Source organism: Acinetobacter sp. YH12045 (assembly GCF_013419925.1).
Taxonomy (GTDB): Bacteria; Pseudomonadota; Gammaproteobacteria; order Pseudomonadales; family Moraxellaceae; genus Acinetobacter; species Acinetobacter amyesii.
This window is the reverse complement of the sequence record NZ_VOZE01000002.1, coordinates 171,245-196,302: the sequence shown is the minus strand read 5'-3', so window position 1 is coordinate 196,302 and position 25,058 is coordinate 171,245. Positions and strand designations below refer to the sequence as shown.

Sequence of the window (25,058 nt, the reverse complement as noted above, 5' to 3'; positions counted from 1 at the left end):
ATTTTTTTCAGGCTTAAGCGCTAAATACAATAAAATAACGATTTTACTGACGCTGACGTACCATTTCAAAAAAACAGATCGAGCCAGCAATGGCTACGTTTAGTGATTCTTGACCACCCGGTTGAGGAATCGCAACGGCTTCGGCATGTTGTAATGCATACTCAGAAACACCTTGACCTTCATTGCCTAAAATCCACACACATTGTTTGCGTAAATTTTTGCTATATAGGTTTTCAGACTGATGTGAGCTTGTTGCATACACTGGAATTTTGAATTTCGTCAAAATATCTTCAAGGGCAATATTTTCAAAGGTATTTAATGAAAAATGTGCGCCCATACCTGCGCGTAATACACGCGGTGACCAGAGCGATGCAGAGCCTTTGGTACAAACAACTTGCTCAATACCCGCCGCGGCAGCAGAACGGAGTAGGGTGCCTACATTACCGGGGTCTTGAATATTGTCTAAAATTAAGGTGTCTTCACTGAAGTTAAGCGCTTCACTTGAACTTGGTAAATCCACAATTGCTAAGCAAGCAATAGATGTTCCAAGTGTACTGATATCTTTATATAAAGATTCACTTAGAATGAACACCGCACCTTGATATTGTTCCGCAATGCGGTCGAAATCGGCATGGTTAATCGCTTGTTCAGTGGTGAAAATTGATTTGATTGGACGTTTTGAGTCTAACCATGACAACACCAAGTGTGTGCCTTCCAAAACAGTTTGACCTTGTTTTTTACGGTAGGCATTTTGTTCGATTAAGCCACGGAGGTGTTTAATTTTAGGGTTGTCTTTTGATTCGAGATAAATCAGAGCCATGAGGGAGATATCCACGAAAGTCAGCAAAAATACTGACTTTCGTTATAAGAAATTAATTATGGTATGACGTAACTAGGTCAACTTCGTTTTTAGAACCAATAATCACAGGAACACGTTGATGAAGTTCTGTTGGTTGGATGTCTAGAATGCGGACACGGCCTGTTGTAGAAGCACCGCCAGCTTGTTCCATCAACATACTCATTGGGTTTGCTTCGTACATTAAACGTAGACGGCCTGCTTTTTTCGGATCTTTGAAGTTGTATGGATACATGAAGATACCGCTACGGCAAAGAATACGATGAATATCACCCACCATACATGCGACCCAACGCATATTGAAGTCTTTTTCACGCGGGCCAGTTTTACCTGCAAGAAGTTCGTCGATATAACGTTTTACAGGTTCTTCCCAGTGACGTTGGTTCGATGCATTAATTGCATATTCTTTAGTGTCTGCTGCAACCGCAATCGCATCTTTAGTTAATAAGAATTCTTTGCTTTCTGGATCAAAAGTAAAGAAGACTACGCCAGCACCGACAGTTAGAGCCATCATTGTTGATGGGCCATACAGTACATAACCTGCAGCCGCTTGGTTAACTCCCGCTTGCATGAAATCTTCAGCTTGCGTTACCGCATTTTTTGCAGGAAGAATTGAGAAAATTGTGCCCACACACATATTGATATCGATGTTGCTTGAACCATCTAATGGGTCAAACAAGACAAGATAATCGCCATTTTCTTGAGCTGGAGTGAATTCATCTAATTCTTCAGAAGCCAAACCACCGACATGTGGATGAACTTTCAATGCATCGATGAGGTAATCATTTGAAATGACATCAAGTTTCTTTTGTTCTTCACCTTGAACGTTTTCGTGTTGCGCGCTACCCAATACACCAGCCAAAGCACCTTTTTGTAAAAGAAGGTCGATGTCTTTGCATGTATTACCAATTGTTTCAATAACTTGTGCTAATGCAGGAGTAAGATTACCACTTTGTTGTTGTAGAAATTGGGAAAGGGTGAGATTTGACATAACCGGAAAACTCCAAATATTAATTTATCAAAAATGATAAAAATGTGATTGTGCAACATTTTAGATGAGAACGAAGGAAAAGAAAAATTAAACTAGACTATTTGTCGTGATTTTACCCTTGCAAGTCCTGAATAACATGCTATGTTGAATCTAATGTATAAATCGAAAGACAGGGAGCACAACAATGACCACACAAAAATTTGATGCGACTCCGACTGCAACTGAGGGATTGAATTTAGACGATATTTCTGCGGATACCGTTAAAGCTGCATGGAGCAGTTACGAAGCAAAAGCAGAGTATAAAAAGTTCAATAAACATGATCTCATTGAGTCGATGCAAACAGAGAAAGAAAATGCTGAACATCCAGAAGCAGAAGCGTAATGATTTGGATTGTTAAGCTAATTTTCTAGTTGGTAAAGCTAAGGATATCGTTTTAAAAGTCGTTCATTTGCATTTTTAATTGGATATTTTCTTAAAGTTCTAAAGCCGCTAATCGAATTTATCCTGAGTTAAGGGGCTAAATTGAGTTAAAGCAAAGAACGCTGCAACAGAACGATGAAAATGAAACGATATAAATTAAATGATACGGGTTAAATCAAAAAAGCACTCATTAATGAGTGCTTTTTTTTAGCTCAGACTTTTTCAAGTCTTATTTAAGTAGCGGAGGTACAGCTTCGTAGTTAATTTCTACGCGGCGGTTTTCTTTCCATGCATTTTCATCATGACCCGCATTGATTGGCATTTCTTTACCATAGCTGACTGCTTCAAGCTGGTTAGGGCTTACGCCTGTTGTAATCAGGAAGCTTTCAACAGCTTTGGCACGACGTTCACCAAGTGCCATGTTGTATTCACGAGTACCACGTTCATCGGTATGACCTGTTAAAGCCACGCGTGAGTTTGCATTAGCAACAAGAAACTGTGCATGAGCTTGAAGGGTTTGTAAGTCTTCATTGCTAAGCTCTGTACTGTCGTAGTCAAAGTGTACTACGCGCTTCGCTAAAAATGCTTTATTCGCTTCAGTTACACCTTTAGATGATGCACCCGCTAGGTTTTGTGCATTGAGTGCTGCATCTTCACTTAAACCAGAAGTGTTTACAGTGGTTGAGCTATTTGGGTTTTGTCCTGCTTGTACGTCTGCTGCAGGTTTACGGCTGGCACAACCAGTCATTACTAATGCTGTAGCTAAAACAGGTAGCGCAATCAGTTTCATTGCTTTCATATTGATCTCCATGACGGTTATTTATGATGTTTCATTAAAAAGTTATTGTTGAATAAATCATGCAGTGTTTATTTCGGTGCCCAAGCTGGCTCACGAACTTCACCTTGTTCACTTGGTAAGTTCATGCGGAAACGACCATCTAAAGACATGATCGAGAGCAAACCACGGTTTGCTTCACGTGTTGCATACACCACCATTTGACCATTTGGAGAGAAGCTTGGGGATTCATCTAAACTTGTTGGTGTTAAAATATTGGTTACACCAGAACCAATGTCTTGAACCGCAACTTTATAGTTACTACCGCTAGGACGATGCACCAAAGCTAATTTTTTACCATCAGCACTTAAAGTGCCACGGGCATTAAATGCACCACGGAAAGTTAAACGTTTTACACTTTCAGCACTTAAGTTGTAGGTATAAATTTGTGGAGAGCCACCACGGTCAGAGGTAAAAATAAATGATTTACCGTCAGGGGCATAACGAGCTTCTGTATCAATCGCTGTGTCATTGGTCATGCGTTTTAATTGGCGAGTCTGTAAATCCATTTGATAGATTTCAGGATTGCCATGCATTGAAGCGGTAAACAACATCGATTTACCATCAGGTGAGAAGCTTGGAGCACCATTTAAACCACGGAAACTTGCAACTTTTTCACGGCTACCAGTTGCTAAGTCTTGAATGTAAATTGCAGGGCGTTTGGTTTCAAAAGAAACATAAGCTAGCTTTTTAGCATCAGGTGTCCAAGCAGGGGAAAGGATTGGATCACGTGAAGTCAAAATGGTGCGTGGCTGCTCCCCATCTGTGTCGGCAATTTGTAGGGTATAGCGTTGATCTGGAGTTGCTGCATTACGCAATACATAGGCAATACGTCCGCTGAAGTCACCAGGAATGCCAGTTAAAGCTTGATAGATCGCATCACTGATCATATGCGCTGCTTGACGGTAACGTGAAGCAGGTACAGTGAGTAGTTCATTTAACAGGTATTGTTTTTTTTCAACATCATACAGTTGGTAATGAATTTCATAAGAGCCATCTGCAGTTGTTTTTGATGTACCTGTCACAACATAGGGTACGCCCGAAGCTTTCCATGCTTCTGCATTAGGTGAATTTATTGTTGCAGTTGCAGGTAAGTTTTTAGAGGCACTGGTAAATTTACCTGAGCGGTTCAAGTCATTTTCAACCACAGGATAAATATTTGAGTCATTACTAAAAGGCACGATCGCAATTTTAGGTGCCTCTTCAGGCGCCTTGGTGATTTCAAGATGAAGCTGTGCATGTGTTTGAGTGATTAAAACTGGACTCAAAGCGGTCATAATTGCTAAGCAAAGAAGATGTTTACGCGTCATTTCCATCATTCGCTAACTACTCTAAAAATGTGAGTTATTGTCTGTATTAGGTTGTGTCACATAATGGCATGATTTTGGATTATTAAAAGCATGAAAATATGACTGAACTGTTATAACACTGTGAAAAATGCAGAGATTTTATTCGAGTTCACTGAAGTTTATCTTAAAATTGGTGCAGACAACATCACATTTTGAATTGGAAATGATAATTCTATATAGTTGAAATTTAATTTTTGAATCAAATGTTTAGAAGAAATAAGTAGCTCTTAATTAGGCTGAGCTAGTAAAACTTATATATATGTCATTTTATGAAAAGTGTCGACCAAATAGAATTTGTTTCATTCAAAAAATCAGTGAATGAACCCATCTAATCAATAAATTTTCCAAAGTTTGCCATATTCAGAAGAAATATAAAAAAATCCCCGCAATCAATGCAGGGATTTATCAAACTTAATTTGAAGATCTAAATGTAGAGGTAAAGCTTTGTGCTTCACGTCTAGCATCAGGGTCGCTTGGCATTGGGTACGGTGCTGCAGCACGAACCGCGGCTTCAATACTGGCTTTCATATCAGGGTCACTAGAGTTCACAATAACTGATCGGACTGAACCACTTTCTGATAATGTCACCCGAGCAGTTGCCGATTTACCCGCAGAGTCAGAAGGTGTGTCCCATGCACGACGGATTTTATTTTCAAAATCTTTCTTTGCAGTAGATGCAATCTTCTTCGCTTTAGCCTTTTTCTGTGCGGCTTCTTCAGCTGCTTTTTTAGCTGATGAAGCTTTGGCTTCTTCGGCTGCACGTTCGCGTGCTTCGGCATCGGCTTTAGCCTTTGCATCTGCCTTGGCTTTTGCATCGGCATCTGCTTTACGTTTTGCAGCTTCTGCATTGGCCTTGGCTTTCGCATCAGCATCTGCTTTACGTTTTGCAGCTTCCGCATTGGCCTTAGCTTTGGCATCAGCATCTGCTTTACGTTTTGCAGCTTCCGCATTGGCTTTAGCTTTTGCATCGGCGTCTGCTTTACGTTTTGCAGCTTCTGCATTGGCCTTAGCTTTTGCATCAGCATCTGCTTTACGTTTTGCAGCTTCTGCATTGGCCTTGGCTTTCGCATCAGCATCTGCTTTACGTTTTGCAGCTTCCGCATTGGCTTTAGCTTTCGCGTCTGCATCTGCTTTACGTTTTGCAGCATCCGCATTGGCCTTGGCTTTTGCATCTGCATTGGCTTTTGCCGTTGCTGCAGCTTTGGCTTTGTCAGCTTCTGCTTTTCTTAAAGCATCGGCACGGATTTTTTCAGCCTTGGTTTTGGCATCAGCATCTGCTTTACGTTTTGCTGCTTCAGCATTGGCTTTCGCCGTAGCATCTGCTTTTGCCTTAGCCGCATCCGCTTTGGCTTCTTGTTGTGCTTTTAGTTTTGCAGCTTCAGCCGCTTTAGCTTGTTCTTGAGCACGCTTTGCATTGTCCGCAGCTTTTTGTTCAGCAAGCTGCTGTGCTTTTGCCGCAGCGAGTGCCTGTTGAGCAGCAACCTGTGGATCTGCCTTAGGTGGTTCTGCTGGTTTAGGTGGTGCAGCCGTTGGAATTTCGGGTGCTGGTTCAACGCTAGGTTCTGCTGTCTGCGTGATTTGTTCAGCTACATTTTCATGCGCGGTTTCATCAAACTCAGTGACTTCATGTGTTACAGGTTTTAAATCTTCCGGTTTTACCAAAATAGTGGTTATTTTTTTAGGGGGCTCAGGTGGTTTACTCATGCCAAGATAAAGTAAGCCAACCACAGCGACGATATGAACACCTAGTGTGAAACCAATCGCAACGGCTTTTTGTTTAAAAGGCGGCTTGTTGAAATCTTTCATAAATTATTTTAATGGCTCAGTCAGTAAACCTACTTGTGTTAAACCTGCATCTTGAAGGGCAGACATGAGTTTCATGACTTCACCATAAGGACGAGATTCACTGCCGTTAATCAGGACACTCATTTGCTTTTTCTGTTCGTTCGCTTCATTTTGTGAAGCAGTTAAAACAGATTTTAGTTCATCAAGTGTGAGTACATCATTCTGATGATTTTTATCTTCGAGTTTGATCGTTCCATCCGCCTCAAGTGTAACAATCGCAGGGCGATCTTCCGCTTGCATAGGCGTGCCATTTGCCTGTGGTAAATCGACTTTGACACCTGTGGTGATCATAGGTGCAGTGACCATGAAAATCACCAAAAGAACTAACATGACATCAATATAAGGTACGACGTTCATGTCACTTTTTAATGGTTTTTTGATGCGCTCAAAGCGTCCAGAACGTTGAATAGCCATTAGTCATTGTCCTGAGTTGAACCTACAGACTGACGTTGTAATAACGCAACCATTTCTTCGGCAAAAAGCGCACGATCGTTATAAACGGCTTCGCCTTTGGCTGTAAAATGGTTAAAGGCTAATACCGCAGGAATTGCAGCAAATAGACCAATGGCCGTTGCAATCAATGCTTCTGCAATACCTGGAGCAACCGTAGCAAGGGTGACTTGGTCAACATCTGCTAAACCAATAAAGGCGTTCATAATGCCCCAAACGGTACCGAATAAACCAACATAGGGTGCAACCGATCCAATACTCGCAAGCGCGCCTAAACCATTTTCTAAATGTCCTTGGTCACGGCTTAAACCTACGCGAAGAATACGTTCTGTACCTTCAATTGATTGTTCTGCGCTGGCATTACGTTTTTTAAGTTTGAAAAACTCGCCTAAACCTTGATAGAAGACATCTTCAAGGCCAACACGTTTCGAGTTGAGCTGAGCATTGTTGTATAAAGTGTTGAGTTCGGCGCCAGACCAAAAGATTTTTTGGAAATGTTCATCATCGGCCTGCGCTTTTTTATAAGTCATGTGTAACTTGGCAATCAGATACCAACTGAATAACGAAGCTAAGAGCAGCAGGAGCATTACCAGTTGTACGACAGGACTTGCTTGTAAGATGAGGTCTGAAACTTTGAGTGTTGATTCTAGTTGAGTTGCCATAGTTACTACATGTGCCAAATAATTTTTTTAATCTTGTTCCAATTCTTTCAGAATCAGTTCACGTATTTCATCAGGAAGGCGACGGGGTTTCATCTCTGCACTGATACATGCCAATTCTACCTCACCTGATGCCAGCATAATATCACCACGATAAATATTTTGTTGCAACACAAATGACGTAGCCTTACACGAAACTACACTTGCTGTAACAGTAATCAGGTCATCCATTAATATAGGACGTGAATATTTCACATTAATTTTATGAACGACAAAGTTGTAATCTTTTTGATGCCAATAATGGTCTACACCTGAAGCGCGCAGCCATTCTGTGCGGGTACGTTCCATAAAGCGAATATGATTTGCGTGGTAAACAATGCCACCTGCATCTGTATCTTCAATATATACACGAATGTTGAATTCGAATTTATTCGCCATGAGAGTGTTCCGTCTTTATAAAATCTGAAAAATATTGTTCTGCACTTCAGCATAGAATTAGAGCATTTAAAAATGGCGATAATTCAATGATTCGTCAAGTGCTTCAATGACGGGCAGTTTAGCACCGTGAGTCATCAGTCCAATGGCACAAGGTTTCAACTCACGTAAATCTTTAACTTTCGTAGTTGTCATTATTGGTTAAAAAAGAGACTACTTTTAATTTGTTTGTTCATCTAATTTAAATTTTGCATCGACAAAATCCTGTAGATGAGCTGCTAAATATCCCGCAATATGAAAGTGAGTTTCTTCCATTTTCTTTTTCTGTTGCTTTGGGAGTAATGCCTTTAAAGATTCATACATATACGTTAAGCAGCAAAAGCCAAGGCCAATAACTAACATAAGTAAAAGTTTATTAGCTAGATCTATCCAGAAAAACACATAAACGAGTATGACTAAAGCAAAGAATGAGAGGCTGAAATAAAATGTATTAATTTTTGCTGGCTTAAAGTTTTCCTTGACCAAAGCTTGTACGTCGTCGTGATAGTACGTCCCAATAAAAATGAGGGCAGAAGTATAGTTGAAGCTCAGGTTTTTTATACGATATGCAGAAGGCGATTGTTTAATAGTTAAGATATTATCTTCACTTACTTCTATGGTTTCTTTGCTAAGAATGTTTTCACATTCGACAGTGATAAAATAATTGTATTCGGTGTGGAATAAGCTTTCAAAATCACTCATTTGTTTAGGGCTAAATGAACTGATGGGTTGTTCTCTGGGAATGTTTTCAATGGCACTGTCTAATGGAAGGTTTTGAATGTATTCGCTATTAATTTTGTTAATTATTCTATTCTCAAGATTTATCATTTTAGTTTGCTGTTTGTAGTGGATTGAATTTATTTAAAAATTTAAATAAACATTCAGGGAGAATTTAACTCCCTGAAGTCGTTCAGTGAATAATCGTCTATTTATCTTTCGGCTCTGGTGGTGTCATCCCAAACTGTAAATAAGCCATATTGGTGGCAATACGTCCACGTGCAGTACGCATGACATAACCTTGCTGAATGAGGTAAGGCTCGATCACATCTTCTAGCGTCCCTGAGTCTTCTGCCATAGCTGCAGCCAAAGCTTCAACACCTGCAGGGCCGCCGTCAAAACGTTCTAATAACATTGAAAGATAACGACGGTCTAAAGTGTCTAAACCATCTTTATCCACATTCAACATATCTAAAGCACGTTGCGCCATTTCTTGGGTCACTTCGCCTGTACCTTTGACTTGGGCATAATCTCGAACACGGCGTAATAAACGGTTGGCAATACGTGGCGTACCACGTGCACGACGTGCAACTTCCAGTGCGCCATCTTCAGTAATCGGTACATCCATTAAGTTGGCTGAACGAGTCACAATATGCGTTAAGTCTTTGACAGAATAAAACTCTAAACGTTGTACGATACCGAAACGGTCACGTAAAGGAGAGGTCAGTAGGCCTGCACGAGTCGTCGCTGCCACAAGGGTAAAAGGTGGTAAATCCAGTTTGATCGAACGGGCAGCAGGGCCTTCACCAATCATGATATCCAGTTGGTAATCCTCCATCGCTGGATAGAGAATTTCCTCGATGACAGGTGAAAGACGATGGATCTCATCAATAAATAAAACATCACCTTCTTCAAGGTTGGTCAGCATTGCAGCCAAATCGCCTGCACGCTCAAGGACTGGGCCTGATGTCGATTTTAAGTTGCCACCCATTTCACGGGCAATAATATTGGCTAGTGTGGTTTTACCTAAACCCGGAGGGCCAAAAATTAAGGTGTGATCCAGCGCTTCTTCACGGCCACGTGCAGCACCAATAAAGATTTCCATTTGTTCACGGACGACAGGCTGCCCGATGTAGTCATCAAGGGAAGTTGGGCGAATGGCACGGTCGAAGTGGTCTTCGGGTTTTTCTGAACCACTGATAAGACGGTCTTGCATAATTATTTAACTAATCTCTATATCGTTGTGGAAGAATCACAGCCTCAAAAAGCGATTGAACTTTAAATGCCATTGTATAGGCGATTCTCACTTTTGACTGGGCAAAAGTGACAAAACCCATTTGTTAAACTGATGCTACGTCCTTGTAGCACAGTTTAACGGCGACATCCTTGTCGCCTGCGTGATTCACATACTATCTATAGCTCTAAAAGGCAAAGGATGCAGTGCTCATTAGAAACTAAAAATTATTTATTCATCGACTTAAGTGCTGCACGGATAATGTCGCTGGCTTCAGTATAATCAGCTTTGACGGCATTAATTAGCTTTTGTGCTTCAATTGGCTTGTAACCTAATGATTGCAATGCCGCCTCAGCTTCGGCAACGGCAGAGTTGCCTGTAAATTGAATTTGTTCAACAGTTGAATTCGTTGGTGCAGTCCCTGAAGCCATGGCTTTAAAGCGATCACGAAGCTCAATCATGAGGCGTTCAGCGGTCTTTTTACCCACACCCGGAACTTTGACTAAGGTGTTTACATCTTCATGTTCAACCGTGTGAATCAGCATTTCAACACTTAATGTTGATAAAATGCCCAGTGCCATTTTAGGGCCTACGCCGTTGACTTTTAATAGTGTGCGAAAAATCAGTTTTTCTTGAGCATTGCTAAATCCATACAGCAGTTGTGCATCTTCACGAACTGCAAGATGTGTCCAAAGCGTAACTTTTTGACCTTTTTGTAGTTGGCAAAATGTTGAAAGTGGGGTGTCAATTTCATAGCCCACACCATTTACATTGAGTAATACTGTTGGTGCTTCCAATGCTAGCACTTCGCCAATTAAACATCCGATCATGTCATTTATTCACTTTATTTAAGTTCAGACTATATTTAAGTTCACTGTGGGCATTTCCCACATGTCCAAGTTTGTTGTGAGATTAGCGTGAAGGCCAGCGAATTACTAGCCTTCACATTTTTTCAGCTTTAAAAGAAACCAACTTTATTGCCTTGAAGTTCTTGTGCAAGGTTATAAGCCTGATGGTCTGAAAACTTAGAGATGATATCGAGTACTTGCATAATATTGTCATAATGCGACATACCAAAATGTGCTCCTGAACGATGTAAAATAGACATCAATCGTTGCTCTTTAAAGCTCAAAGTTTTATTGGGCGTGGTCAGTGGAATAAAGGCATCCAAAATATTTTGCAAACTTTGGTGTGCAATAATTTCCAAACCTGCCTTATGCGGATGTTCAAAGATTTTATCACGAGCCAGTTCTTTGGCACGGTTAATCCCGATTTCAATATCTTCACTGCAATATTGCAATAAACTGCCTTTAAGTTGGCCAGACAAAATTTCATTATGATGACGTGCAAAAGCTGTCGTTACTTCTTCAACCAAACGCTTCATCACACGGCCACGCAAAGCGGCAATTTTCTGCTGCCATGTGGTATCCGTCATTGCAAGTTCGGCAGGAATACCATAATCACCAATCAGGTCAAGGAAAATTGGCTCAACTTCGTTATAACTCAACATATTGAGAATAATGCCATCTTCCAAATCAATCAGGGCATAGCACATATCATCCGCTGCTTCTAATAAATAAGTCAGAGGATGACGGCAATAATGATATTCACCGAGTTGAATTAAGCCGAGCTGTTCTGCAATTTGCTGCAAGATGTCTTTTTCGGCTTGGTAACAGCCAAACTTGGCACGCTGACTGGCAGGCGTATTTCCTTGTGATGCAATAGTTTTGGATAGCCATGGGTACTTTAAGTAAGCCCCTAAGGTTGCGTAAGTTAGGCGCATACCACCATCATTCGGGTGATAGTCAATTTTAGTCAGTAAACGTAAGCCTTGTGCATTACCTTCAAACTGACGAACATCGGCTTCTTCTTCTGGGCTTAAATCTTTTAAAAAGTCTGTATGTGATGCATCATCAAACCATTCGCGAATGGCATATTCGCCTGCATGGCCAAAAGGTGGATTACCAATATCGTGTGCCAAGCACGCAGCTTGAATAATTGCACCGACATCGGCAGGTGAAATCCACATCGGGAGTTCATCTTTAATTTTTTCAGCCGCCAGCATCCCCAATGAACGTCCAATACAAGACACTTCTAAAGAGTGAGTCAGGCGAGTATGAATACCATCGTGTTGGGTGAGGGGATGGACTTGGGTCTTGCGGTTTAATTGTCGAAAGCTTTGCGAAAAAATAATGCGGTCGTAGTCTTTGTGGAAGGGGCTACGTGCCTGTTCAGAACTGTGTTTATTGCTACCAATACGAACTGTAGAAAGAAGTTCAAGCCAACGCATTTGAGTCATTTATCATTATTCAATTATTACTTGAATTGAATAATGCCAAACTTAGCAGAAAAGCACTAGTCTGGGGCGACACAACTTGTCTTAAAAGATGTATGAGTGATTTGCCTTAATGAAATGCAAAACAAAACAGAAATTTAAAAATGGGCTGTTAGTATAGATGGGCAAATTTTACCTTTTATCCCATTTTTTAATTTTCAATGAGAATAATTTAAATGTATAGAAAACAATTTCTTCCTACGTTGACTGCACTAAGTTTGGGCGTGACATTTTTTTTGTCAGGTTGTACAAGTTTCAATACAGAAAAAAATATAACGAAAGTGCAGCCAAACCAAAATGTTGCTGCATCTGAAAATAGCATGATGCATCATTTACAAACATTTGAAGAAATTGCGGAACAAAATGGTGGCAATCGTGCAGTAGGTACAGCAGGTGGATTGGCTTCTGCACAATATATTCTTGAACAAGCCAAGAAAGCAGGCTTGCACGCGCAAATGTTGCCATTTGAAAATCGAGAAAAGACCGTTGGGCAAAATATTGTGATTGAGATTGAAGGGCAATCCAAAGATACCGCTGTGATTGTCGGCGCGCACTATGATTCGGTGAAAATGGGGCCGGGGATTAATGATAATGCTTCAGGCGTTGCAGTATTGTTAGCATTATTACAAGACTATGCGAAGCAAAAGGTAAAACCTAAACACACACTATATCTTGCCTTTTGGGATTCGGAAGAGGTTGGTATTGCAGGTTCACAAGCTTTTGTGAAATCACTCAGTGAGAAACAGCTTCAAGGCATTCAAGCCTATATCAATGTTGATATGGTGGGAACAAAGAATCCGAATATCATGATTGCCGATGGTGACCATTCATCAATTGGAGAAATGGCGGCACAGTTTAAAACCAATGGACTTGCACAAAGTGATTATCAGCCAATCTTAGACAGCATGAGTCAATTACCTAAGCACCCGCAGGATGCTGCATTAGAACAAAGTATGCGTCAATATTTTAAAACCAATAATATGCAGATTAAAGATGATGTAACGACTTTAACAGCAAGCGATACTTTGCCATTTTTAGGGAAAGTTCCCGTTACTTCACTAATTTTATTTAATGAGCAAATGAAAGGTGATGAACTCGAATTTGCACCGTGCTACCACAAGGCTTGCGATACGATTGATGGTGTAGATGTAAACTCACTGAACTTAGCCCTTAATGTAATTCAACATCTATTGTCAGATTTGAATAAATAAAATGTTTCAATTTCAAATGTGAATTGATTTTAGTCTTTATGAATTTCAGGTTTAAATCTCACACATTTAGACCTGAAATTAATTTTCAAATATGATTTGAACGCTTGATTAAAAAGTGAGTTGTTGTTGAAAAATAAAACATTTTTCTAGTTTGAATATTATTCTTAGGATGAAATGAAAAAATCAGATAATTTTGTGTTAATCTGTGCGACTAAATTCAATTTTATTATTTAAAAATAAAAGCATTATTGCCTAAACTTCCCGATATAAGCACTACAATTTCACTTTCACATCTAGCTGATTTAACTAATACACAGTAGAATATGCGCTCTCTCAAGTCACATTGTGGCATGGTCTTTTCGATCATCCCGTGGAGCCAAAATCAGCATGTTTATCGTTGCCGGTGCACCTGCACATTCTTCATTTAAGAAAACTCAACTATTATCACGTTTAACGTCAATTAGTTCTGTTCAATCAATTGAAAGTCAATGGGTTTACCTTTTTGACCAAGCGCTCAACGAGCAACAACAGCAATCCGCTTTACAGCTTCTCAACGATGGTCAATCTTTTGAATTGCACCAAGCAGCAAGTGACGAAGTCCAAATTTTAGTGACGCCACGTGTTGGAACCATCTCTCCATGGTCGTCTAAGGCAACAGACATTTTTGCCAACTGTAATACACCGGTTCATCGCCTTGAACGCGGTGTTTTGTTTACTTTGAAGGGCGTAACTGCTGTTTCTGATGAAGTAAAACTAGCATTACATGACCGCATGACCGAAAGTGTTTTCAATGCTATTGAAGATGCTGCGGCACTTTTCTCTGAAACTGAACCTAAGCCTTTAAACTCAATTGATATTTTGGGTCAAGGTAAAGAAGCGTTGGTGAAAGCTAACTCTGAGTTTGGTTTTGCGCTTTCTGATGAAGAAATCGATTATTTAACCGATGCATTCACAAAAATGGGTCGCAACCCGCATGACATCGAATTGATGATGTTTGCTCAAGCAAACTCTGAACACTGCCGTCATAAAATCTTTGGTTCAGAATGGACAATTGATGGTGAAGTTCAACCATTGTCATTGTTCCAAATGATTAAAAACACCTATAAAGAATCACCTACAGATGTATTGTCGGCATATAAAGATAACGCTTCTGTAATTGTGGGTTTTGACACACAACGCTTCTATCCAAAGCAAGATGCTGAAACAGGTCACCATGTTTATAAGTATAAGAGCCAAGCCGCGCACATCCTGATGAAAGTGGAAACCCATAACCATCCGACAGCGATTGCACCATTTGCTGGTGCAGCAACAGGTTCGGGCGGTGAAATCCGTGACGAAGGCGCAACAGGTCGTGGTGGTAAGCCAAAAGCTGGTTTAACAGGTTTTACCGTATCTAACTTGAATATTCCAGGCTTTGAACAGCCTTGGGAAGAAAACTACGGCAAACCATCTCGTATGGCATCTCCACTTCAAATTATGATTGAAGGCCCATTGGGCGGTGCAGCCTTTAACAACGAATTTGGTCGTCCTGCGTTAAACGGTTACTTCCGTACATTTGAACAAAATGTCAATGGTGATGTAAAAGGCTTCCATAAGCCAATTATGATTGCCGGTGGTTACGGTAACATCCGTCCTGACCATGTAGAAAAAGATGCGATTCAACCAGGCGATTTACTGATCGTACTAGGTGGTCCTGCAATGCTGATTGGTTTAGGCGGCGGTGCAGCATCTTCTGTAGACAGCGGTAAGTTGGGTGAAAACCTAGACTTCGCTTCTGTACAACGTGAAAACCCAGAAATGGAACGCCGTTGCCAAGAAGTGATTGATGCTTGCTGGCGCATGGAAGATCATAACCCAATCGTGTCTGTACATGACGTAGGCGCGGGCGGTATCTCAAATGCAATGCCTGAACTTGTGAACGATCACGAGTTAGGTGCGGTACTTGATCTGCGTAAAATTCCATCGCTTGAAAAAGGCATGTCTCCGATGGAGATCTGGTCGAATGAAGCGCAAGAACGTTATGTTTTGGCGATCCGTCCATCATCTTTAGAACTCTTTGAATCACTATGTGCACGTGAACGCTGTCCATTCGCCGTACTAGGTGAAGCGACTGAAGCGCGCCATTTAACCGTTGAAGATCCATTGTTTGAAAACAAAGCTGTGGATATGCCAATGCAAGTGATGCTTGGCGGTACACCACGCATGAGCCGTTCATACGAAACCATTGAACGTAAAGGCGATGACTTCACTGCTGAAACAGTAACAGATTTGAAAGATGCGATTTACCGCGTTCTTAAGAATCCAACTGTTGCATCTAAATCGTTCCTCATCACCATTGGTGACCGTTCGATTACAGGTATGGTTGCACGTGATCAGTTCGTCGGTAAGTGGCAAGTGCCTGTAGCGGATGCTGCAGTAACAACGACTAGCCTTGTTGGTTATACAGGTGAAGCGATGGCAATGGGTGAGCGTCCACCAGTTGCGTTGTTGAATCCTGCTGCTTCTGCACGTTTATCTGTAGCAGAATCAATTTCAAACATCATGTCTGCAAAAATCGACCAGATCAGTGACATTAAATTGTCTGCAAACTGGATGGCTGCAGCAGGTCAACCGGGTGAAGACCAAGCGCTATTCGAAGGCGTTAAAGCCATCGGTATGGAAATGTGTCCTGCTTTAGGTATCGCAATTCCTGTAGGTAAAGACTCATTGTCTATGCGTACAACTTGGAATGATGACGGTGTTGATAAATCTGTAACATCTCCTATGACAGGCGTGATCACAGCATTTGCACCTGTAACAGATGTTCGTAAAACATTAACACCTGAACTTAAAAATATCGAGTCTGTACTTGTACGTATCGATCTTTCTAAAGGTCAATTCCGCCTTGGCGGTTCGATCCTTGCTCAGGTTTATAAAGCAATTGGTTCTGTAACACCTGATGTAGACAGTTTTGATGACTTCAAAGCATTCTTTGCGTTGGTTCAAGACTGGAACAACCGTGGTCTAATCAAGGCTTACCATGACATCGGTGATGGCGGTCTATTGGCAACTGTTGCAGAAATGATGTTCGCTTCACGCCTAGGTGTAGCACTTGAAGATCAATCTACTGCAAGCTTGTTTGCAGAAGAAATTGGTGCAGTGCTTCAAATCAGTAAAGCGGATTGGGCTGCATTAGAAGCTGAAGTTGCAGCGTCTAGCCTTAAAGATGCAATTGCAGTAGTAGGTACTGTAAACGATACAGATACTTTAACTGTGAATGGTTTGAGCTTAGACCGTACTGAATTACAGCAAGCATGGACCGAAGTGTCACATCAAATCCAGCGTTTACGTGACAACGTAGAAACTGCGGATCAAGAATATGCGCTAATTGCTGACAAATCTCATGCGGGTTTAATTGCAAAACCAACATTTGATTTGAACGAGCCAATCGAAGCACCGTACATCAATGAACGCCGTCCAAACATGGTGATTCTTCGTGAACAAGGTGTAAACGGTCATGTAGAAATGGCTGCTGCATTCGATAAAGTCGGTTTCAACACTGTAGACGTACACATGAGTGACTTGCTTGCTGGCCGTATCAGTCTTGATGACTTTGAAGGTCTAGTAGCATGTGGCGGTTTCTCTTACGGTGACGTATTGGGCGCAGGCGGTGGTTGGGCTAAATCTGTATTGTTTAATCCAAAACTTCGTGACCAATTTGAGAAATTCTTCAACCGTGATGAAACATTCTCTCTAGGTATCTGTAACGGCTGTCAAATGCTGTCTCAGCTTGCACCATTAATTCCGGGTGCAGAAGCTTGGCCTCGTTTCCACCGCAATACTTCAGAGATGTTTGAAGCGCGTGCTGTAAACGTACGTGTTGAAAAATCAAACTCTGTATTGTTAGAAGGCATGGAAGGTTCGATTCTTCCTATCGCTGTAGCGCATGGTGAAGGCCGTGTAGTTGCAAGTGCAGAGAACATTGCAGCATTGAATGCAGGCGATCAAGTGATCTTGCGTTATGTAGATAGCCAAGGCAACCCAACGCAGCATTACCCAATGAACCCGAATGGTTCGCCAGAAGCGATTTCAGGTGTAACGTCTAAAGACGGCCGTGCAACGATTATGATGCCGCACCCTGAACGTAACTTCCGTGCGATTCAGCATTCTTGGAAACCAGAAGATTGGGATCAAGACGGTGCTTGGTTACGTATGTTCCGTAATGCACGTAAATTTATTGGTTAATCTTAGATAGATGAATCATCGAAAAGAGCCGCCTTCGGGTGGCTTTTTTTATGGCATTGAATAAAATTAAGCTGGTTTATTAAAGGAATTTGATATGGAAATAGAATCTTTTGTAAATTTAAAAACTCATTCAAAAGATGCTCCTGTTTTAAGGCGTAGATTGGAAGAAAATCTTTTAAGTTTTGATCTTTTGTATGAGGTTGAAGCTCATGATGAGGTTCGGTTTATTGGATCTAGCATCCGTCAGTTAGCAATTTATGATCTTATTGATGAGATTAGTGATTTGGGCATTGAATGTAAAATAGAAATTTCACGATGTAATGATCCAAGTGTTAAAAACAAAGTGGTTTATTTCAAGCGCGGTATGAATGGGGAGATGAAAAAGATCACTACGGAATGAATCTTGAGTGCTTTAATTTACCAATTGATATAATAAATATTGTTAATATATGATTTTACAACTATAATTTCATCCGAATTTTTAACCACCTGCGGGTGGTTTTTTGTTGGTTTTAAATTTTTATTTCTCCCACTGAACTTGGTTTAGATTTTGCTTTTATATTTGTGGAAACATGCTAGTGTGTAATTTATGCACAATAACTAAGCAAGATAAAAGACAGCAAGATAAAAGAAAGATGGATAACTAAACGAGTTCAGTATCAACACTCATGATGAGGTGATGACATGATTAAAACAGTAGCATATGCGGCAGTTGATAAGTCTGCGCTGCGTAAAAAGGGCTGGAAGCTTTTTGGTGGAGTGGTGTGTTTGCAGTTGGTGTTTTTAGTTTTGGGTTATGCGTTGCAGATGTAATATTTGAAATATAGAAACCGCCGTGAGGCGGTTTTTTATAAACCATCATCTCTGGGAGATAGCCAGTCTTTATACTTTACTTTTAAGTCCTGTTTAAGAATTTCATCTTGAATAATAAAATCAATACCACCATCATAAGGTGCAACAATAATTTTTTTATCAAATGAAATGAGAAAGGCTTCAATTTCTTCATTTGCAATTTTTAATAATAAATCATCATGTTTTTTAGGCCGCCATATTACTTGAGTGTATAAAGGTATAAAACAGTCATCATTTTTATCACCATCATCAAAGTAATCAGGATCTATCTGATGTAGATTTATAGAAGGAGATTCTATTAAATTGTAGGAAATGATTTTTCTTCTATCATACTCAGGGTGGAAATAATTTGGCTCTGGCTGAGAATAATGTGGCGTAATATAATTACCAGTCACAAGGTAAACCGAGGTATCTAAGCCTAAGCAATCTGTAATGATCTGATTTTGATGATCTAATAAAAGTAGCACTTCTTCTGTTGTGTCTGCATATTGTTTAGACTTTGGCAAACTGTGTATATGGAACCAATATTCTGAAAAATAAAATTTAAATACGTATGGAATTGGAACTTTATTTGGAAAGTGATCATTCCATTGTTGTTCAAAGGTTTTAGTCATTGTTAATCTTTATATATTCTTAATGGGTTTAATATAACTTAGCATTAGGTAAATTTTCATATATCAAATGCAATGCTCAAGCTTATCTACTTCATACCTGAATAGCATCTTGAATCTACCAAACTTGCCGTATTTGAAGCAGGTGTCAGAGGTAGGCAATTTTGAGCACTGTACGTGGTAAATTTAGAGACAATACCAACTTAACATTTAGTCCGACAGAGTCTAACGGGCGACATCCATGTCGCAGGTTCCGTGATCAAATATTAAAATTTGATTTGATGATTGACTGTTAATGATTCTATTTAAATCATTAACTGAATCTGCTTTAAGACAGCCTTCAACGTATTTTCATAATCAAAAGCAGCATTAGTACTGTCTTGGTATCGCCAAGCGACATAACCATCTGGACGAACTAAGACAGCGCCTGATTCATGGATTTCAGATTTCGCATTCCATGTGCCATACACATCACGGTATTCACGGGAACCAATTTGAATCACATCTAAATAAGGTAGATTCAACGATTCAGCAGCATATTTCCAACCTTTGCCTGAAAGACCTGTCAGTAGGGTGAAACGACCATGCCCTGTAATATCTAAGGTTGATTGCTTGTTGCCTTTGGCATCAATTAACCAAGTATGCGGTACTTTAGCACCTGGACGTGTGGTTGCTTGCAAGTAAAGCTGTTGATCTTTGGCAAAGATCTCAGGTTCAGATTCAACCATCACTGCATTGGACGTATAACGCTGATTCAGCTCTACACCTTGGGCATTAAACTCAAAGTTTTTAATTTCTAAGGCTTGATATAGCTTTTGACGTATTTCTGCAGCTTGTTCATCTTCTGCAAAAATACGTTGCATCATTTGAGCTTGAGTTGTGATGCCTTGGTCAAAACCAAATACCTCTTTGAGATGCTTATAGTCAAAGCGAGATTGATTGGCACGCGCCACAATTTGCTTGCCAACAGGCGCACGCTCTAATGTATAAGAATCAAGTAGAGTAGGAGTAGCCCAACCTTTAATGGCATATGCCAATTTCCAACCGAGGTTAAAAGCATCTTGCATACAGGTATTTGAACCTAAGCCACTTGATGGTGGATGACGATGTACCGCATCACCGCCGCAGAATACACGACCTTTCGAGTATTCAGTTGCCCATGTTTGGTTCACATACCAATAAGACAATTTTTGAATTTCGACATTTTCTACTTCAGCACCGACAAAGGTATTGAGTCGAGCACGAACTTGTTCTTCGGTGACTTGTGGTTCGCCTTTGGAAATATCAAAGCCCCAACCCATGATCCATTCATTCCACGGTGTAATGGCACGGAGTAAGCCCATGCCCAGATCACCAAAGCTGGCTTCAGGATTGACAATCCATTGCAAAATGGCAGGGCGGTGTTGCACATATTTGGAAAGATCAGCTTTAAACGTGACATAGACTGTACCTGCGCGAGACATCACCCCTTCAAGGGGTAAATCAAGCTGTTCAAGGACTTTGGATTTTGCCCCATCCATACCGACCAAATATTTGGCACGTAAGCTGAATTCAGTATTTGTAATACGATTTAAAAAGGTTGCTGTTACACCATGCTCATCTTGCACATGGGACAAATATTCAGTATTAAAATTATAAATCGCACCACGTTCAGCCGCATTTTTTACCAACAAAGCTTCCATTTTCGGCTGAATGAGATCGACCAATGGACAAGGACTGCCTTTAATATAATCGCCATGACGTTCATCGCCCGTGCCCCAAGCACTCATGCGGGCAATTTCTTCACCGACAAGACTTGTGGTGATGAGGCTTTCACCCATTTGTTCCCAAGGTGTGGCAATGTCGAGAACTTGTTCTTCGATACCTAAGTCACGTAACACTTCCATCGCACGTTGGTTGGTAATATGGGCACGCGGACTATTAGCTAACCAATTAAATTGGGTAAAAAGCTGAACCTGAATGCCGTAATTTGCCAAGGCCAAACCTAAAGTAGAACCCGCAGGCCCTGTGCCAATAATCAGAACATCGGTATCGAATTGCTGTGTCATACAAAACTCCATGTGTATGTGAAGCGCAAACTTGGAATAGTCCGCAGTCTAGGCAAATGATTTTCCGAGTAGAATGGATATTCATATAAACTATAGATCTATTGGTATTTTGACTGCATGACACGGGTGATGTAGTGAGTGTGTGGAGTGAAGCGAATGGAATTACGACATTTACGTTATTTTGTGACGGTGGCGAAAGAACAGAGTTTCACTAAGGCAGCGGAAAAACTATTTACAGCACAACCATCGCTCAGTCAGCAAATTAAAGACTTAGAGCAAGAGGTTGGGGTGCAATTATTTGAACGTTCTGCCCGAAAAGTCTTGCTGACCGATGAAGGGCAGGCTTTTCTGAAATATGCCGAGCAAGCGCTTGAAAATGCCAAACAAGCTGTAGCTGCAGCTCGCCACGTGGCGCAAGCCAAAAATAATCAAATACATATTGGCTTTTTAAATGTCGCAGAATTGAAAATTATGCCGAGTATTTTGGCGCAATTAAAACAACATATCCCAGATTTAAAAATTCATTTACATAGCTTGACGTGTACAGAGCAGATTCAAAAACTAAAAAATACTGAATTGGATATTAGCTTTACTCGTTATCACTTAAGTCATGATGACTTTACGAATATTCAGGTTTTAAGTGAGCAGATCTATCTAGTCGGTGCAGCGCATCTGCATCCATCAGATCGAATCTTAAAACTTCAAGAATTAAAAAATCACACCATTATTATGTGTGAGCAAAATGCTTCTCCTGTGTTTTACGATACCTTAAATGCCTTGATTCCTTTTGATCAGCATCAACATGATCATATGCTGTGGGTAACAAATGTCATGCAGCATTTAAATTTGATTAATATGGGCATGGGCCTGAGTTTTGTGCCCGAATATTTACTCAAATTTTTAAATGATTCGGTCAAAGTCATTCAAACAGATGTGGAATTACCGAAACTAGGTTTATATGCAACCTATCCGAATGCATCGAATAATGTTGCATTGAAAATGATTTACAGTGCTTTAAATAATGTAACTGCACAATAGCGTCTGGAATAACCAATGTTAAAACTGATTTATTATGTACCTGAGTCTCACCTAGAGTCGACTAAACTGGCCGTATTTGAAGCAGGAGCAGGTGGTATAGGAAACTATGAACACTGTGCTTGGCAAGTTTTAGGGAAGGGGCAATTTAAACCTGTAAAAGGTGCAAATCCATTTATTGGTGAGTTGGAGCAGCTAGAGTCTATCCCTGAATGGCGAGTGGAAACCATCGTGCCTGAAGAAAAGGCAAGTGCGGTAGCGAGGGCTTTAAAAGCAAGTCATCCTTATGAAGAGCCGGCATTTGAGTTTATTCAAATGGTGGATATTCAATTTTAATGATGCTTTTAAATTTTTAAGTTATAGAAAAAAGTAGATACACGAAGGGTGACATGGATGTCACCCGTTAGACAGAGATTCAAGGATGAATCTTCTGTCTAACAAGGGATTTTGGTTACTTTGATCCCCTCAAAGTAACGTAATACCTACGCGTTATAAACTAAAGTCACGTAGCTAATTGTGGTTGTGACTATTCTTTTGAAAGCAAATTATATTTTCTGAATAAACAGCTCACGATCAAAACGATACTGAGGGAAGAATACACCATCTTTAGCACGTTCACCTGCACCAATCACCATCACTGGGTATTGCTGGGCATTTAATCCTAAAATCTTCTTCACCAAAGGTTCATCAAAACCTTCCATCATACAACTGTCAAAACCATAGGCACGTAAAGCCAAAACTAAGTTTTCACAAGCCAATGCTGTGGTTTTGCTCGCCCAAAGTTTGGCATCTGCTTCATTAAAAGCTGTTACAGGCAATTGTTTATCCAGTGTACGTGCAACTTTGAAAGCTACTTTCTTAAAGTTACCTAGTGCGTTTAAGTAACCTGTTTTATAGTTATAAGGAATAAACTTGTAATACTTCTGCACCGCTGCAGGTGCTTCAGGAAATGGAAATTCCGAAATATTCCGTTTTGCCATTTCATCTACACGGTCGGTACGCGCGACACAGACGATCAATTCCGCAGCGGTTTTCGCTGCCAATTGCCCTAAGCAAGCTTTCACCAATTGTTTTTTCTTTGCAGGGTTCTGAACGACATAGAATGTCCACGGTTGTAAATTCGATGAATTGGGTGCAAGCAAGGCGAGGTCTAAGCATTCATCTAAAACGTCGTTTGGAATGGCCTTGTCGGTAAACTTACGTACAGAACGACGGCTTTGTACAACTTTTTTAAAATTCTCGATATCGATGCCTTCAGGCGCAGGCTCGTAGTAGCGTTTCTTTTCAGGTTTAGTTTCAGTTTGTGATACTGCAGTCATGTGGAAACATCCAGTTTTTTAATTTAGAAAATAGATTGGGGCTGAGATGAAAAAAACCACCCAAATATGAGTGGTTTTTTAGTTCCATTAAAACATTAATTGAACTGAGAGAAGTCAGGTTTGCGTTTTTGCATAAAGGCGGCAACAGCTTCCATCATTTCTGGAGAGCCTACTCGATCCATGAAAATTTCAGCTTCATGGTCAATCCATGCCACGATTTCATCTACATTATGTTTCATTAATGCTTTTGATTGAACCAAAGATGCTAGTGGAAGTGCAGATAACTGTGCTGCTTTTTTCGCAGCTGTCGCATAAGCATCTTCTTCAATGCTATTGACCAAATTTGCTGAAAGCGCTGTCGCACTATCAAACTTCTGAGCAGTTAACAGTAATTCCGCCGCTTTATGGTAGCCGGCTTGTTGAACCAATAGCTTGCTCGATGCACCTTCAGGCGATAGACCAAGGCTCACAAACGGAATTTGGAATAGGGCAGTATTGTCGCTGTAGACAAGATCGCAATGAAGCAGAATCGTAACACCAATCCCAATGGCAACACCGCGAACCGCAGCAATCAGCGGCTTAGAAAATTGAGCAGCAGATTTTAATAATATGAACGGTGCGCCTTCAGAAGCTGGAGCTTGTCCTTTTTGAGCAGCGGATTTCATAAAATCTTGCATGTCATTGCCCGCACTGAAGTCCGCATCTTGACCACGGAGTACAACTACACGCACTGAAGTATCTTGATCAGCTTCATCTAATGCTTTTGCAATCCACAAATATAATTCTGTATACAGCGCGTTCTTCGCCTGAGGTCGGTTAATGGCTAAGGTCAGTACGCCATTGTCCAAATTCGCATTCAAATGTTCATGGGGTTGTTGAATACAGCTCAGTGTCATCGTACTATCCTTGCGTAAAAGTTTCGTTTTGATTTTATGCTCGACATTATGTCGCATATTTCAGCCTGTGGCACAACTGCTCAGTTCATAAAAAGTTTGATTTGATATGAAATATACATTTGATTATTTGGTTTTCATTGGGCGTTTTCAGCCGTTCCATTTAGCACATCTGCAAACCATTAAAATTGCCTTGCAACAAAGTCAATATGTGCTTTTAGCACTGGGTTCGGCGCAAAATGAACGTAATATCAAAAATCCATTTTTGGCTGTAGAACGTGAGCAGATGATCCTGTCGAATTTTTCAGAGCAAGATCAGAAGCGAATCAAGTTTGTGCATGTGATAGATGTATATAACGATGAAAAATGGCAAAAGTTAGTCAAATCTTTGGTAGATGATGTAGTTGAAACGAATGCAAAAGTCGGTTTGATCGGGCATTTTAAAGATGATTCTTCTTATTATTTAAAATTCTTCCCCGAGTGGGAAATGGTTGAGCTGGATAGTCTAGAAGGGGCGATTTCTGCGACACCAGTACGTGAAGCGTATTTTCGTGGTGAAATTGAACGAGATGCCTTTCCTAAAGGTACCATTGATTTTTTGCAAAAATTTCAACAGACAGACATTTATAAACAACTTCAACACAAATTTATGACTCAGGATAAAACAAATCTGCTATAAAAAAACGCTAAATTTCTAGC

Annotated in this window: 25 protein-coding genes; 8 read left to right on the top strand and 17 right to left on the bottom strand. The window is 40.5% G+C overall.

The features are described from left to right. Nucleotides 1-43: 43 nt before the first annotated feature. Nucleotides 44-820, bottom strand: a complete 777-nt coding sequence (locus FTU02_RS04635) for an RNA methyltransferase (RefSeq protein ID WP_078192042.1) — start codon at nucleotides 818-820, stop codon at nucleotides 44-46. Between the two features lie 52 nt (nucleotides 821-872). Further along, entirely contained in the window at nucleotides 873-1,847 is a 975-nt protein-coding gene (locus FTU02_RS04630; protein WP_180156077.1) for a class 1 fructose-bisphosphatase, read from the bottom strand. A gap of 184 nt (nucleotides 1,848-2,031) precedes the next feature. Between FTU02_RS04630 and FTU02_RS04625 the strand changes: the two genes are divergently transcribed. Next, nucleotides 2,032-2,229 (top strand): NF038105 family protein, encoded by a 198-nt coding sequence (locus FTU02_RS04625; RefSeq protein ID WP_078190373.1) that lies wholly within the window; start codon nucleotides 2,032-2,034, stop codon nucleotides 2,227-2,229. A 268-nt stretch (nucleotides 2,230-2,497) separates the two neighbouring features. On the opposite strand, the gene pal is transcribed toward FTU02_RS04625, so the two are convergent. The 11 genes from pal to FTU02_RS04575 form a co-directional block, all read right to left on the bottom strand. Next, nucleotides 2,498-3,067 (bottom strand): peptidoglycan-associated lipoprotein Pal, encoded by a 570-nt coding sequence (gene pal / locus FTU02_RS04620; RefSeq protein WP_180034379.1) that lies wholly within the window; start codon nucleotides 3,065-3,067, stop codon nucleotides 2,498-2,500. Nucleotides 3,068-3,135: 68 nt separating this feature from the next. Then, nucleotides 3,136-4,419 carry a Tol-Pal system beta propeller repeat protein TolB gene (gene tolB, locus FTU02_RS04615; RefSeq protein ID WP_180132943.1) on the bottom strand — a complete coding sequence of 428 codons (1,284 nt, stop codon included), beginning with the start codon at nucleotides 4,417-4,419 and terminating at the stop codon, nucleotides 3,136-3,138. 444 nt (nucleotides 4,420-4,863) lie between these two features. Then, nucleotides 4,864-6,258: a cell envelope integrity protein TolA gene (tolA, locus tag FTU02_RS04610; protein ID WP_180156075.1), complete on the bottom strand. Its 1,395-nt coding sequence runs from the start codon at nucleotides 6,256-6,258 to the stop codon at nucleotides 4,864-4,866. Nucleotides 6,259-6,261: 3 nt separating this feature from the next. Beyond that, a complete protein-coding gene (gene tolR, locus FTU02_RS04605) occupies nucleotides 6,262-6,711 on the bottom strand; it encodes a protein TolR (protein WP_078190369.1) in 450 nt (149 codons plus the stop codon). Continuing rightward, the gene (tolQ, locus tag FTU02_RS04600) at nucleotides 6,711-7,409 is read right to left on the bottom strand and encodes a protein TolQ (RefSeq protein WP_180156073.1); all 699 of its coding nucleotides are present in this window, start codon (nucleotides 7,407-7,409) and stop codon (nucleotides 6,711-6,713) included. Before tolQ ends, tolR begins: the two co-directional genes overlap by 1 nt. A 27-nt stretch (nucleotides 7,410-7,436) precedes the next feature. Then, complete coding sequence (gene ybgC / locus FTU02_RS04595) at nucleotides 7,437-7,844, bottom strand: tol-pal system-associated acyl-CoA thioesterase (RefSeq protein ID WP_078190367.1); 408 nt, start codon at nucleotides 7,842-7,844, stop codon at nucleotides 7,437-7,439. A gap of 66 nt (nucleotides 7,845-7,910) precedes the next feature. Beyond that, complete coding sequence (locus FTU02_RS16315) at nucleotides 7,911-8,036, bottom strand: hypothetical protein (protein WP_257223222.1); 126 nt, start codon at nucleotides 8,034-8,036, stop codon at nucleotides 7,911-7,913. A 24-nt stretch (nucleotides 8,037-8,060) separates the two neighbouring features. Beyond that, nucleotides 8,061-8,708 (bottom strand): hypothetical protein, encoded by a 648-nt coding sequence (locus FTU02_RS04590; RefSeq protein WP_168378059.1) that lies wholly within the window; start codon nucleotides 8,706-8,708, stop codon nucleotides 8,061-8,063. A 97-nt stretch (nucleotides 8,709-8,805) separates the two neighbouring features. After that, the gene (gene ruvB / locus FTU02_RS04585; RefSeq protein WP_180093671.1) at nucleotides 8,806-9,813 is read right to left on the bottom strand and encodes a Holliday junction branch migration DNA helicase RuvB; all 1,008 of its coding nucleotides are present in this window, start codon (nucleotides 9,811-9,813) and stop codon (nucleotides 8,806-8,808) included. Nucleotides 9,814-10,058: 245 nt separating this feature from the next. Next, complete coding sequence (gene ruvA / locus FTU02_RS04580; RefSeq protein ID WP_180156071.1) at nucleotides 10,059-10,661, bottom strand: Holliday junction branch migration protein RuvA; 603 nt, start codon at nucleotides 10,659-10,661, stop codon at nucleotides 10,059-10,061. Nucleotides 10,662-10,789: 128 nt separating this feature from the next. Beyond that, nucleotides 10,790-12,130, bottom strand: coding sequence for a deoxyguanosinetriphosphate triphosphohydrolase (locus tag FTU02_RS04575; protein WP_067765238.1), 1,341 nt, complete (start codon nucleotides 12,128-12,130; stop codon nucleotides 10,790-10,792). Between the two features lie 212 nt (nucleotides 12,131-12,342). Here FTU02_RS04575 and FTU02_RS04570 point away from each other — a divergent pair, with 212 nt between their 5' ends. The 4 genes from FTU02_RS04570 (at nucleotide 12,343) to FTU02_RS16310 (ending at nucleotide 18,414) form a co-directional block, all read left to right on the top strand. Beyond that, nucleotides 12,343-13,377 carry a M20/M25/M40 family metallo-hydrolase gene (locus FTU02_RS04570; protein WP_373684204.1) on the top strand — a complete coding sequence of 345 codons (1,035 nt, stop codon included), beginning with the start codon at nucleotides 12,343-12,345 and terminating at the stop codon, nucleotides 13,375-13,377. 387 nt (nucleotides 13,378-13,764) lie between these two features. Next, a complete protein-coding gene (purL, locus tag FTU02_RS04565) occupies nucleotides 13,765-17,601 on the top strand; it encodes a phosphoribosylformylglycinamidine synthase (RefSeq protein ID WP_180156067.1) in 3,837 nt (1,278 codons plus the stop codon). A 94-nt stretch (nucleotides 17,602-17,695) separates the two neighbouring features. After that, nucleotides 17,696-18,001: a hypothetical protein gene (locus FTU02_RS04560; protein WP_180156065.1), complete on the top strand. Its 306-nt coding sequence runs from the start codon at nucleotides 17,696-17,698 to the stop codon at nucleotides 17,999-18,001. A 284-nt stretch (nucleotides 18,002-18,285) separates the two neighbouring features. Further along, nucleotides 18,286-18,414, top strand: coding sequence for a KGW motif small protein (locus FTU02_RS16310; RefSeq protein ID WP_257232757.1), 129 nt, complete (start codon nucleotides 18,286-18,288; stop codon nucleotides 18,412-18,414). Between the two features lie 35 nt (nucleotides 18,415-18,449). Here the strand turns inward: FTU02_RS16310 and FTU02_RS04555 are convergent, their stop codons facing one another. Both FTU02_RS04555 and FTU02_RS04550 read right to left on the bottom strand, forming a co-directional pair. After that, entirely contained in the window at nucleotides 18,450-19,067 is a 618-nt protein-coding gene (locus FTU02_RS04555; protein WP_180156063.1) for a hypothetical protein, read from the bottom strand. A 302-nt stretch (nucleotides 19,068-19,369) separates the two neighbouring features. Continuing rightward, nucleotides 19,370-21,112, bottom strand: coding sequence for an FAD-dependent monooxygenase (locus FTU02_RS04550; protein ID WP_180156060.1), 1,743 nt, complete (start codon nucleotides 21,110-21,112; stop codon nucleotides 19,370-19,372). 156 nt (nucleotides 21,113-21,268) lie between these two features. Here FTU02_RS04550 and FTU02_RS04545 point away from each other — a divergent pair, with 156 nt between their 5' ends. Next, a complete protein-coding gene (locus tag FTU02_RS04545) occupies nucleotides 21,269-22,150 on the top strand; it encodes a LysR family transcriptional regulator (RefSeq protein WP_180054948.1) in 882 nt (293 codons plus the stop codon). 15 nt (nucleotides 22,151-22,165) lie between these two features. Then, nucleotides 22,166-22,483 (top strand): NGG1p interacting factor NIF3, encoded by a 318-nt coding sequence (locus FTU02_RS04540; protein ID WP_180063429.1) that lies wholly within the window; start codon nucleotides 22,166-22,168, stop codon nucleotides 22,481-22,483. Nucleotides 22,484-22,692: 209 nt separating this feature from the next. Here FTU02_RS04540 and FTU02_RS04535 read toward each other — a convergent pair whose 3' ends face one another. Beyond that, a complete protein-coding gene (locus FTU02_RS04535; protein WP_180120733.1) occupies nucleotides 22,693-23,466 on the bottom strand; it encodes a nitroreductase family protein in 774 nt (257 codons plus the stop codon). A gap of 95 nt (nucleotides 23,467-23,561) precedes the next feature. Continuing rightward, nucleotides 23,562-24,362 carry an enoyl-CoA hydratase-related protein gene (locus FTU02_RS04530; RefSeq protein ID WP_078192396.1) on the bottom strand — a complete coding sequence of 267 codons (801 nt, stop codon included), beginning with the start codon at nucleotides 24,360-24,362 and terminating at the stop codon, nucleotides 23,562-23,564. Between the two features lie 106 nt (nucleotides 24,363-24,468). Between FTU02_RS04530 and FTU02_RS04525 the strand changes: the two genes are divergently transcribed. Beyond that, the gene (locus tag FTU02_RS04525; protein ID WP_180156058.1) at nucleotides 24,469-25,038 is read left to right on the top strand and encodes a nicotinate-nicotinamide nucleotide adenylyltransferase; all 570 of its coding nucleotides are present in this window, start codon (nucleotides 24,469-24,471) and stop codon (nucleotides 25,036-25,038) included. The last annotated feature ends 20 nt before the right edge of the window (nucleotides 25,039-25,058 follow it).